The organism is Colwellia sp. D2M02 (assembly GCF_018860755.1).
Classification (GTDB): domain Bacteria; phylum Pseudomonadota; class Gammaproteobacteria; order Enterobacterales; family Alteromonadaceae; genus Colwellia; species Colwellia asteriadis.
Window position 1 is genome coordinate 21,110 of sequence record NZ_JAHKPW010000078.1, and the last position, 11,916, is coordinate 33,025.

Below are 11,916 nucleotides of genomic sequence, written 5' to 3' on the forward strand. Positions count from 1 at the left end.
GTAAACCGCCATTAGAGCGCAACTTAACCTTTATTGCCTTGGCGCCACAAAGCAATACAAGACTTTGAAAACATGCGATATAACACAGGTAAAACAAATAAGGTCAATAAGGTTGCACTGGCTAAACCACCAACAATAACCGTCGCTAACGGTTTTTGAATTTCAGCCCCGACACCTGTCGACATTAACATAGGTAACAAGCCTAATAATGAGGTAAATGCGGTCATTAGAACGGGGCGTAATCTCGCAATTGCGCCTGAGAAAATAGCTTGCGGAAGATCAGCATCGGCTAATTTTTTCAGCTCACTTTTTATTTGCAGATTAATACTTTCAACCATCACCACACCGTTTAGTACGGCGACACCAAATAAGGTAATAAAGCCCACCGAGCTAGGTACTGATAAATATTGACCACTAAAATACAACGCGGCAATACCGCCAATAACCGCTAGCGGCACATTCACCAAAATTAACAACGCCTGCCCAATAGAGTTAAAAGCAAAATACAGCAGTAAGGCAATTAAGGCTAATGATAATGGCACCACTAATAATAGTTTTTTCTGAGCGCGTTGTTGCGATTCAAATTGACCGCCAATTTGAATGCCGTAGCCACTAGGCAAGTCAACTTGCTCGGCAATAGCGGCATTAATATCAGCCACAACACTGCCCATATCTCGCCCCTGAACATTCGCTTGAATAACCACACGCCTTTGCACATCATCACGACGCACTTGTGGTGGGCCTGACTCAATAGCAATATCGGCAATATCGGCTAAACGTAACCAAGCGCCATCAGGAGATAACAACCGTAATTCACCAATAGCAGCTATATCTTGTCGGTATTGTTTAGCTAAACGTACATAAATATCGTAACGCTCATTGCCATTAATGATTTGTCCTGCTGCACTGCCACCTAAGCCGTCTTGCACGACATTCATAACATCGCTAACCGACATACCATAACGAGAAAGTTGTCGGCGTTTTGGCTTAATCACTAATTGTGCTTCACCTGCAATTTGTTCCATCGCAACATCTTTTGCGCCCGCAATGGTTTGAATTACTTTGGTTATTTCCTCACCTTTACTCGCTAATATGGCTAAATCGGCACCAAATAATTTAACCGCTAATTGCGCTTTAACGCCTGATAATAACTCATCTACCCGCGTAGCTATTGGTTGCGAGAAGTTAAACAATAATCCTGGAAATTGCTCTAGCTCTTCAGCCATCAGTTGTTGTAATTCAATACGACTTGAGGCTCGCTGCCATTGAGCTATCGGTTTTAGCCCTAAATAGACTTCAATATTATTAACTGGCTCGGGATCGCCGCCAATTTCAGGGCGACCGACACGACTTAAAGCATAGTCAACTTCAGTAAAGCCCAAGAGTATTCTTTCAATTTTAGGTGCAATACTCAACGCTGTTTCTAAACTGGCGGAAGGCGCTAAAGTTACCCGTAAATTAATGGTACCTTCTTCTAATTCAGGAACAAATTCAGTACCAATAAATGGTACTAAAGCTAACGCGCTGCACATTAAAACAAATGCACTAGCCATTAAGGTTTTACGCCAGTGAAATGCTTTGAGTAAACAGTGACGATAACCGCGCTCTAGCAAAGCAACCATCGGGTTAGTTTTTATTGAAACACCACGGCTAAATAAAATACTGGCAAGTGCAGGCACAATGACGGTGGCAACAAATAGTGCAGCAATCATAGCTAACATAATGCTTATCGCCATTGGTTGAAATAGCTTAGCCTCAACACCTTCAAAACTAAACAGTGGCATAAAAACGACAAGAATAATCACAGTAGCGAAGACGATAGGTTTAACCACAGCACAAGCGGCTTGGTTAATAGTGCTTTGTATTTGCTGCGCTGACAGTTTATTTTGCTCTTTGTTATTAGCTTGCAATAATGATTGCTGCACTGATAACTGCTTCACAATGCTTTCTACCATTACTACAGCACCATCAACTAACATCCCAATAGCAACAGCTAAACCGCCTAACGACATTAAGTTAGCTGAAATACCTAGCCATGCCATTACCATTAGCGCTAAACCGATAGCAATAGGAATAGAAATAAGCACTAAAAAGGTTGCTGATAAATTCATTAAAAACAGCGCTAAAATAACAATGATCAAACCAAAGGCAAGTACTAACGCATCAACAACGGTATTAACAGCTTGCTCAATTAAGTCAGCCTGATCATAAAGCACTTCAAAACGCACGCCTGGTGGCAGCGCCTTATTGATCATTTCTGCGCGCGCATTAATACCGTCAATGGTTAATTTGGTATTCGCTCCCATACGCTTTAAAACAATGCCAGTAACCACCTCACCTTTCGAGTTAATATTGCCTTGTTCATCGCGGGTTGACATCGTTACCGCACCTTGACGAATTTCACTACCTAAAGAGACGGTCGCTACATCACCAATGGTAACCACAACACCGTTAACCGTTTTAAGTGGAGTTTGAGCGATTTGCGCTAAAGTGTCCTCTCCCGCAGTAAGCCACCCCATGCCCCGAATAACTAACTGTTCGTCACCGCGATTTAAATACCAGCCACCCGCATTTTGATTATTTTGCTCAATAGCCGCCATAACTTGCTGCTGGGTGACTTGATAAGCCAATAATAAACTTGGATTAATATTAACCTGATATTGCTTGACCTCACCGCCAAATGATAAGACTTCGGTAACGCCATCAATAGGCATCAACATTAACTTTACTAACCAGTCATTAAGGCTACGTAACGCCATCAAATCTAGATCTGATGATTCATCACTGGTAAGTAGGTACTGATAAACCTGACCCAAACCTGATGTATTGGGACCAATTTCTGGTGCGCCAACGCCTTGTGGAATCAACTCTTTTGCTGCCAATAAACGTTCAAAAACTAATTGTCGGGCAAAATAAATATCGGTACCTTCTTTAAAAACAACCGTGATACCAGACAAGCCGGTTTTTGAAATAGACCGTACTTGTTCTACATCTGGTAATGCGTACATTACCGCCTCAATTGGAAAGGTAATAAGCTGCTCAACCTCTTGAGCTGCCAACCCTGGTGCTTCTGTATTAATGGCAACTTGCACATTAGTGACATCAGGAAATGCATCAAGATTAAGTTTAGGTAATATTAGGGTACTGCCAACAATTAACGCCAGCAATGTAATAACCACCAATAATTTATTGGCGATAGACCAATGGATTAAACGATTTAACATATTACTGCTCTCTTAAAAATTAATGGTTATGAGTATCAAAGCCACTTTTAGCGCCTTGCGAAGCAATAAAAAATGCTCCTGTCACCGCAATGTTACTGTTTTCACTAACGCCATAAATTTCACGCCAGCTATACCATTGCTTATTTTCTTGAGAATACGTTCTATATAAAGCGCCTAACTCCACCTCTTGTGCGATAAAGGCAACACTTTCTTCATGTTGTTCTGTTATAGGTTGCTCAGCTTCATTGTGTTGATGCGCTACTTCACTCTGTTCATCGTGTTGCTCGACTTCATTGTGTTGGTGTGCTACTTCACTTTGTTCATCGTGTTGTTCACTTTGTTGCACATACACCTGCCAATCACCATCAGCACCACGTAATAGTGCCGTTTCTGGAACCACTAACACTGGTTTTTCGGTGGTTAGAGCAAAGTACACGTCGACAAAGAGTCCCGGGTGCAATTGATGATCGTCATTATTAACCTGTAAGCGAACAATACGCGTACGTGTTTTAGGGTCAATGGTATGAGACTGTTGAATAACCTCGGCTTGATAATTTACTGAATCGTTATTACTACGAGTCAATACAACTTCAGCTTTAGTGCCTTTCGATAAAATAGCGGGGTTGTTTGCAGCTAAACGCGCTTCAATCCATAACTCACTTTCATTAGTAAGTACCATAATGCGTTCGCCAGCACTGACCCGTTGTCCTTGCTGAAAATTATCAGATAAAACCGCACCAGATCGCTCGGCTTTTAAAGTATATTCGCCTAACGCTGAGCTATGATCATTGGCAACAATATCAATGGCTCTATCGGTTAATCCATATGCTTTAAGGCGACTGTATGCGGCAATATAGTCGGTTTTGGCGTTTAAGAGTTCACTCTCGCTAATAACACCGTTACCCACTTTTTTGGCGCGTTGCCAATCCGCATAGGCAATACGATATAGCGCCTGTGCTTCTGCTACCGTTTCACTAAATAGTGTTACTAGCGCTTGTCCTTGCTCAACGTGCTCCCCTAAAATGGCATGACGGCGCACAATAACCGACTCAACACGCGGTGAAACCACGTAGCTGGTATAACCGTTGGCTTGTATTTCCCCTGGGGCATATAAACGTTGATCCATATAACGTGATTTAATTGTCGCCACCTGAATATTGGCAAGCTGCATTTGTTTGTTGGTAAAGCTAAGCTGTTGCTCTCTTTGTGGTGTGCCAGCATAAGACTCAGATAAAAATACTGGCGATATAACAGCCACCAGCAAGCTGATAACATTGAAAAGTTTCATAATTTTCTCGTTTTAATTAATTAAGAATAAGGCGGATTTTCCGCGTAACTAATAACGAATTAAACGATAGGAGGGCGTAAGCTTGGGCTCACTGGCGCTGAGGTAAAAGTAATTTTTTTAGCGATAACTTGCTTATTTAGTAAACGATTAAATAACTGTAGTCCTGCTAAATCAAAATAGACTAAGTTGCTATGGTGACAGTGATTATGATGGCAATCTGGGTGTTCAACATCACTATGATTGGTATGATCAGCACTTTCACTTGAGACAATATGATTGTGGGCACTATGAGTTTGCTGATTAGCTTGGACTTGATTAGCTTGCGCAATATCTTGAAAGGTGTGCTGCTGTTCTGTGTTTTGATTGCTATTTTGATGTCCGATATTATCTGCGGCGATCGTCAAAGTCGATTGCAATGCAATCACTATAACCACCAAGTAGCAGAAAAATAATCTCACAATAAACACTACACAAAAGTCCTAATTGACCTCTACTCTAGCAAATTAATCACTAATGTGTAAGTTTATCATCACTTATTTACGAGTAATTCTTATTTAGATTCATTAAGATGCTCAAAATGAAAACGTAAATGCTCATCAATAAATGATGATATGAAATAGTAACTATGATCGTAGCCCTCATGTATCGCAAGTGCTAGCGGATAGTTGCTCGCCTTTGCCGCGGTCACTAAAGTTTCAGGCATTAACTGTTCTTGTAAAAAGTTATCAGCACCGCCTTGGTCAACCTTAGCTGGTATTAACTGCGTTGCTTTGCTCATCAACTCACTTGCATCATGCTGCGGCCATGTTGATTTATCTGCGCCTAAGTATGTTGTAAATGCTTTAATACCCCACGGTGCATTAATTGGATTACAAATAGGGCTAAATGCTGAAACCGAGCAATAACGTTCAGGGTTCAACAGCGCAATAGTTAATGCCCCGTGTCCGCCCATTGAATGTCCACTAATAGCCCGCTTATTTGACACCGGAAACAGCGCCTCAATCAGCGCTGGCAATTCAGTAACCACGTAATCGTACATCTGATAATGTCGGTTCCAAGGCGCTTGTGTGGCATTCACATAAAAACCCGCACCTTGCCCTAAATCATAACCTTCATCATCAGCAACCTCACTTCCTCGCGGACTAGTATCAGGAGCAACAATAGCAATACCTAATTCAGCAGCCATACGTTGTGCCGCTGCTTTGTGCATAAAGTTTTCATCAGTACAGGTTAAGCCCGAAAGCCAATATAGTACCGGAACCTTTGCGCCACTAGAGGCTTGTGGCGGTAAATAAATAGCAAAACGCATAGCACAATTGAGCGTGCTAGACTGATGGCTGTATTGCTTATGCCAGCCACCAAAACTTTTATTCATACTGATATTTTCAATTACATGATTACTTGCCATGTTATTAACCTTTATTATTTAGCAAAATGAATAACGCTACGAATACTCTCGCCTTTGTGCATTAAATCAAACGATTCATTAATATCTTCAAGCGGCATAGTATGAGTAATAAAATCACTTAATTTGAATTCACCCGCTAAATAACGCTCAACGTAATCTGGCAATTCAGTGCGACCTTTTACACCGCCAAAAGCGGTACCACGCCATACACGACCCGTTACTAATTGAAATGGACGGGTCGATATTTCTTGCCCTGCGCCAGCAACACCAATAATTACCGACTCACCCCAACCTTTATGGCAACACTCTAACGCTGAGCGCATTAAGTTAACATTACCAACACATTCAAACGAGTAGTCAACACCGCCATCGGTTAACTCAACAATAACGTCTTGAATTGGCTTATCAAAATCTTTGGGATTAATACAATCGGTTGCACCTAATTGTTTCGCTAAATCAAACTTACTTTCATTAATATCAATGGCAATAATACGACTCGCTTTTGCCATGGTTGCACCAATAATAGCCGATAAACCAATACCACCAAGCCCAAAAACGGCTACCGTGGCACCTTCTTCAACTTTGGCGGTATTCATTACCGCGCCCATGCCGGTGGTAACACCACACCCAAGTAAGCAAACCTCTTCTAATGGCGCTGCTTTGTTAACTTTGGCTAATGAAATTTCAGGTAACACTGTATATTCAGAAAAAGTTGAACAACCCATGTAATGATAAATAGGCTGTCCGTCTTTATAAAAACGAGTAGTGCCGTCTGGCATCAAACCTTTACCTTGTGTTTCACGAATTTTTTGACATAAATTAGTTTTGCCCGATAAACAAAATTTACACTCACGACATTCAGGCGTATATAAAGGAATAACATGATCGCCTACTTGAACACTAGTAACACCCTCACCAACTTGCTCAACAATACCACCACCTTCATGACCTAAAATAGCAGGAAAAACACCTTCAGGATCTTCTCCTGATAAGGTAAAAGCATCAGTATGACAAACCCCTGAAGCAACAACTTTAACTAAGACTTCACCTTTGCGAGGTAACATAACATCGACTTCTTCAATCGATAATGGTTGCTTAGGTCCCCAAGCAATAGCGGCTTTTGATTTAATAAATTGGTCAGTCATGGTTTTTCTCTCTTTAAATGAATAGGCAAGCTGAACTAGAAATAATGAGCATAGCTCTATTTTACGTTCTCTTTTTAATTATATGTTTAGGCTTTGTATTTACAGGGGTTAACGTCAGTTAACATGTTATAGCGCTAGTCTACTATATTTATATATCTATGATAATGTACTCAATAAGTAATTCACTTTTACATATAGGTAACAATAATGCAGTGGGATGGTATCAGCGAGTTCGTTTATGTTGCTGAAAATGAGAGCTTTACACGCGCTTCAAAAAAAATGGCTATTTCTACCGCCCAAGTGAGCCGTCAGGTCAGTGCCTTAGAAAAGCGATTAAATATTAAGTTGTTTTACCGTACCACGCGCAAGGTTTCATTAACCGAAGAAGGACGGGTTTTTTATCAACACTGTCGCAGTGTACTTGACGGTCTAGACGCTGCTGAACGTGCGATTACAAATTTACACTCTAAGCCCCAAGGGAAAATAAAGTTAACTGCGCCAGTTACTTACGGTGAGCAGCAAGTATTACCACTGGTTAATAACTTCATTTCACAATATAGCGATATCGAAGTTTCAGCTTATTTAAGTAACCGCAACATAGATTTAGTCGATGAAGGTTACGACTTGGCAATTCGCCTAGGTAAGCTAAGTGACTCAACCATGATGGCTAAAAAATTAGGCAAACGCACTAGCTATGTTTGTGCATCCCCCCGTTACCTTGAAAAGCATGGTGTCCCTCATGCACTATCTGAACTTAGCCAACACAGCTGTTTATTAGGCACCTTAGATTATTGGCATTTTAGCGAGTTAGACAGAGAAAAAAGCATTCGTGTTTCGGGTCGGTTACGCTATAACAGCGGTTTTAGTTTAACCGATGCAGCGCTAAAAGGTTTAGGCATAGTGCAGCTGCCTGACTACTATGTAGAACAACATATAAAAAATGGCGAACTAATTAGCTTATTAGATAGCTACCGCGCACCTGATGAAGGAATATGGGCGGTTTATCCACAAAATAGACACCTATCCCCAAAAATACGGCTACTGGTAGATTATTTAGCTGAGAAATTGCGTTGAGCTTAATCCCATAAAAAAAACACCGAATGAGTCGGTGTTTTTATCGTTGAGCTAGCCTAATAAAACTAGGCTAGCTAATAATATGCTAGCAAATTAAAGTTACTTAAAATCATTAAGTTAAAGTAACAAATTCTTCTGCCGAGGTTGGGTGAATGGCAATGGTATTGTCAAAATCTGCTTTGGTTGCGCCCATTTTCATGGCTACGGCAAAGCCTTGTAGTAGTTCATCACTACCAAAACCAATACTATGTAAACCAACCACTTTTTCTTCTTTGCCGGCGCAAATTAACTTCATGCGAGTTGGGTCGCGATAATCTTCAGTAATCGCTTGGTAAAGTGCGGTAAATTGAGAGTTATAAACCGTAATATTGTCTTGGCCGTATTCTTCAATTGCTTCTGCTTCAGTTAAACCAACGGTGCCAATAACTGGGTGACTAAATACTACTGTCGCAATACCTGAATAATCTAAATGTTCATTAGGTTTATTGTTAAATAAACGCTCACATAAACGGCGACCTGCGGCAACCGCAACAGGGGTTAACTGTGCACGGCCTGTGTTATCGCCAACGGCATAAATACCATCAACATTGGTGTTTTGAAATTTATCTGTTGGAATAAAACCACGCTCGTCTAGTTTAATACCTGTTGATTCAATATTAATGTTATCGGTTGCTGGCTCACGACCAATTGCCCACACTAAGCAGTCGACTGGTGCTAACGATGTGCCATTAGTAAAGTGCACCACTAAACGACCGTCACTGAGTTTTTCAATACGCTCTGGGGTGCTGTGAGTATGTAATGTTGGCCCGTGCTTGGCCATTTGCTCAACTAAAGTGTCGGTTAGCATATCGTCAAAGCCACGCAATGGTTTTTCTTTACGCACAATTAAGTGGGTTTCGCTGCCTAGTGCATAAAAAACACCTGCAAGCTCAACGGCAATATAGCCTGCGCCAACAACGGCAACACTTTTAGGCTGTTCGGTTAAAGCAAAAAATCCGTCTGAATTAATGCCGTATTCTGCGCCTTCAACTTCAGGAATGGCAGGTCTGCCACCTGTCGCAATAGTAATATGATCTGCGGTATATAATTGGCCATCAACTTCTACCGTATTTTTATCAACAAACTTAGCAAAGCCATTAATTACCGTGACTTTATTAGCGTCAAAACCACGCTGATATGCTGCGTGAATACGTTCAATATACGCTTCGCGATTTTCTACTAATTTTGCCCAATCAAACTTTTTAGCGTCTTGGCCGTCGTTGTTATTAAGGTAGTGACTAAAACCGTAATCGTTGGCGTATTTCAACGCATCTGATATTTGTCCGGCATACCACATCGCTTTTTTAGGTACACAACCAACATTGACACAAGTGCCGCCAATATATTTAGCTTCTATTACAGCGGCTTTTTTACCTAACTTTGCTGCGCGATTTGCTGAGGCAATGCCGCCACTACCACCGCCAATGGCAATATAATCAAAATGTTGTGTCATGGTTGTCTCTATTTTTTTATAAAAAGATACTCAATATATATGCCCATTACCTCGCTATTTCAAGTAACGCATTGTAATCATCTTAAAAAGGCTAATGACCTCGAGCTCAGGTTAATGATTAAGGCGAGTTATTTAATATTGCAGACCTACCTTGAAATAGCGGCGAATAATCATTACATATAGAGTAACGATTCATTAGCCCAAGAGCCATTATGACCAATCCATTACTTATTCAAGGTGAGTTACCAGCCTTTTCACAAATTAAACCTGAACATGTAAAGCCAGCGGTTGAACAAGCTATCGCCAATTGTAAAAAAACAATCAGCGACGTATTAAATAATAACGCGCACTATACTTGGGATAATTTAGTATTACCTATTGATGAAATAGACGATGTGCTTTCTAAATTATGGTCGCCTGTTTCACATATGAACTCAGTAGTAAGCAGTGATGAGCTACGTGATGCTTATGAGTCATGTTTACCATTACTGTCTGAATACGGCACTTTTGTTGGCCAAAATCAGCAGTTATTTGAAGCGTATCAAAGTCTAAAAAACAGCGCCGAGTTTGATAAACTCGATACCGCACAACAAAAAGTTATTACCAATGCACTACGCGACTTTACCTTATCAGGCATAGCCTTAAATGATGAAGATAAAGCACGTTACGGTGAAATTGTTACTCGCCTTTCTGAGTTAAGCTCAAACTTTAGCAATAATGTATTAGACGCAACCCATGCTTTTAGCGTAACCATTAATGATGCGAGTGAATTAACAGGCTTACCTGACAGCGCACTTGCTGCAGCACAAGCATTATTTGCGAGCAAAAATGAAGATTCAAGCGAGCAGGGTTATACTTTTACCTTAGATATTCCAAGTTACTTGCCGGTAATGATGTATTGCGATAACGCGGCACTGCGTGAGCAACTTTATACTGCGTTTGTAACTCGCGCATCTGATCAGGGTCCTAACGCTGGTGAATTTGATAATAGCGCGATCATGAACGAGCTATTAACACTTCGTCATGAATTAGCTAACCTACTTGGTTTTGATAATTACGCAGAGCACTCGCTAGCCACTAAAATGGCAAACACCACTGATGAAGTAATGTCATTTTTAGAAAACCTAGCCGTTAAATCACAACATCAAGGTCAACAAGACTTTAAAGAATTAACTGACTTTGCCCAAAGCGAATTTAATGTGAGTGAATTACACGCTTGGGATTTAGCTTACTACGGCGAAAAACTTAAACAAAACCGTTATGCTATTTCAGACGAGCAATTACGCCCTTACTTTCCTAAAGACAAAGTGGTATCGGGCTTATTTGAAGTAGTACATCGTTTATTTGGTTTAACCATTACTAAGCGTGATGGCGTGGATGTTTGGCATGATGACGTGGCCTTCTACGATGTTTTTGATAATAAAAATCAACTGCGCGGTAGCTTCTATTTAGATTTATACGCGCGCGAGAAAAAACGCGGCGGTGCTTGGATGGATGACTGTGTTGGCAGAGCTAAACTCAGCAATGGTTCAATTCAATATCCAGTGGCGTACTTAACATGTAACTTCAATGGCCCTGTAGGCAATAATCCTGCGTTATTTACCCACGATGAAGTAGTTACCCTATTTCATGAATTTGGTCACGGTATTCATCACATGCTAAGCCAAGTTAATGCTAGCAGCGTTGCCGGTATTAATGGTGTACCATGGGATGCCGTTGAATTACCAAGCCAATTTTTAGAAAACTGGTGTTGGCAAGACGAAGCGCTTGCCTTTATTTCTGGTCATTTTGAAACCGGTGAGCCATTGCCGCAAGCCATGTTAGATAAAATGCTAGCAGCGAAAAACTTTCAATCGGCCATGCAAATGTTACGTCAGTTAGAGTTCAGTATTTTTGATTTTTCGATGCATGAAAACTTCAAACCTGATGCAACTAATAACGAAAATCATATTCAACAAACTTTAGATAACGTTCGTGAAAAATATTCTGTTGTAAAACCACCAAGCTTTAATCGCTTTCAACATGGCTTTAGCCATATTTTTGGTGGCGGTTATTCTGCAGGTTATTACAGCTATAAATGGGCAGAGGTACTTTCTGCTGATGCTTTTGGCTTATTTGAAGAACAAGGTATTTTTAACCCCGAAACAGGTAAATCTTTCTTAGAAAATATTTTAGAGAAAGGCGGTTCACAAGAGCCAAGCGTGCTGTTTGAAAACTTTCGCGGTCGCGCCCCTGAAATAGAGGCATTACTACGTCACAGCGGTATTGAAGCGTAATAATCGCAA

The 11,916-nt window shown here is 40.8% G+C and carries 8 protein-coding genes; 2 read left to right on the forward strand and 6 right to left on the reverse strand.

The window, feature by feature from the left end; genetic code table 11:
* Positions 1-23 precede the first annotated feature (23 nt).
* The 5 genes from KO495_RS15235 to KO495_RS15255 all read right to left on the reverse strand — a co-directional run bounded on the left by KO495_RS15235 (position 24) and on the right by KO495_RS15255 (position 7,065).
* Positions 24-3,224: a CusA/CzcA family heavy metal efflux RND transporter gene (locus KO495_RS15235; RefSeq protein WP_215981270.1), complete on the reverse strand. Its 3,201-nt coding sequence runs from the start codon at positions 3,222-3,224 to the stop codon at positions 24-26.
* 19 nt (positions 3,225-3,243) lie between these two features.
* Entirely contained in the window at positions 3,244-4,512 is a 1,269-nt protein-coding gene (locus tag KO495_RS15240) for an efflux RND transporter periplasmic adaptor subunit (RefSeq protein ID WP_215981271.1), read from the reverse strand.
* A 59-nt stretch (positions 4,513-4,571) separates the two neighbouring features.
* Positions 4,572-4,937 carry a hypothetical protein gene (locus KO495_RS15245; RefSeq protein WP_215981272.1) on the reverse strand — a complete coding sequence of 122 codons (366 nt, stop codon included), beginning with the start codon at positions 4,935-4,937 and terminating at the stop codon, positions 4,572-4,574.
* Between the two features lie 125 nt (positions 4,938-5,062).
* The gene (gene fghA, locus KO495_RS15250) at positions 5,063-5,920 is read right to left on the reverse strand and encodes an S-formylglutathione hydrolase (protein WP_252739004.1); all 858 of its coding nucleotides are present in this window, start codon (positions 5,918-5,920) and stop codon (positions 5,063-5,065) included.
* Between the two features lie 14 nt (positions 5,921-5,934).
* Entirely contained in the window at positions 5,935-7,065 is a 1,131-nt protein-coding gene (locus tag KO495_RS15255) for an S-(hydroxymethyl)glutathione dehydrogenase/class III alcohol dehydrogenase (RefSeq protein ID WP_252739005.1), read from the reverse strand.
* A gap of 207 nt (positions 7,066-7,272) precedes the next feature.
* Between KO495_RS15255 and KO495_RS15260 the strand changes: the two genes are divergently transcribed.
* Positions 7,273-8,139, forward strand: a complete 867-nt coding sequence (locus tag KO495_RS15260; protein ID WP_215981273.1) for a LysR substrate-binding domain-containing protein — start codon at positions 7,273-7,275, stop codon at positions 8,137-8,139.
* Positions 8,140-8,251: 112 nt separating this feature from the next.
* Here the strand turns inward: KO495_RS15260 and gorA are convergent, their stop codons facing one another.
* On the reverse strand, positions 8,252-9,631 hold the full coding sequence (gorA, locus tag KO495_RS15265) for a glutathione-disulfide reductase (RefSeq protein ID WP_215981274.1): 1,380 nt from the start codon (positions 9,629-9,631) through the stop codon (positions 8,252-8,254).
* A gap of 212 nt (positions 9,632-9,843) precedes the next feature.
* On the opposite strand from gorA, the gene prlC reads away from it, so the two are divergent.
* Complete coding sequence (prlC, locus tag KO495_RS15270; protein WP_215981275.1) at positions 9,844-11,907, forward strand: oligopeptidase A; 2,064 nt, start codon at positions 9,844-9,846, stop codon at positions 11,905-11,907.
* Positions 11,908-11,916 lie beyond the last annotated feature (9 nt).